The sequence below is a fragment of the Desulfobulbus alkaliphilus genome (assembly GCF_016918545.1).
In the GTDB taxonomy this organism is placed as follows: Bacteria; Desulfobacterota; Desulfobulbia; order Desulfobulbales; family Desulfobulbaceae; genus Desulfobulbus; species Desulfobulbus alkaliphilus.
The window spans coordinates 1-547 of the sequence record NZ_JAFFQC010000135.1 but is presented as its reverse complement, the minus strand read 5'-3'; the positions used below and the strand labels follow the sequence as shown (position 1 = coordinate 547).

General features: G+C 61.2%; 1 protein-coding gene. It reads right to left on the bottom strand.

Annotation, left to right across the window (positions count from 1 at the left end):
* Window positions 1-547 (bottom strand): toprim domain-containing protein (locus tag JWG43_RS17760; RefSeq protein ID WP_205244281.1); only part of this gene is annotated, 547 nt, incomplete at both ends.

Sequence of the window (547 nt, the reverse complement as noted above, 5' to 3'; positions counted from 1 at the left end):
GCAGACCGAGGAACTCGGCGCGACAGGTGGCCTGATCCCGCTCTTGGCCGAGTTGATTGATCTGCTCCCGCAGGGCCTGCAGTTCTTGCCAGGCCTCCTGCACCGATTCAGGACGATCGGCCGGTGGCCGTCCGACCTGGCGGGCAGCGAGCAGCCCGGTCAGCGACGCCTCCATATCCTTGACCAGTTGATAGAGATAGGAACGGTCTATGCCCCACTGTCGGGCCAGCTCACTCTTGTTGTCGCTCCGCTGAAAGGCCCGGTAGATTTCCAGTTTATCGGGCACACTCAGCCGGCGACCTTTTTTCTTCCGGGCCTGCAAGACCTCATTGGCATCCTTATGGCCATCAAGGGGATACGGGACCAGTTCCGTATCCGGATACCGCTGGGTCAGATCAACCACCGCGCTGATGCCGCCCCGATCATTGTCCAGGGCGGTGACCAGGCGTCGGCAATGCGCCAGGAGACCTGGATCGAACAGCAGTTGGTTACCGAGCAGGGCGATCCCCACGCCCCCATCCATGCTCTTGATGCTGAGGTAGTCAAT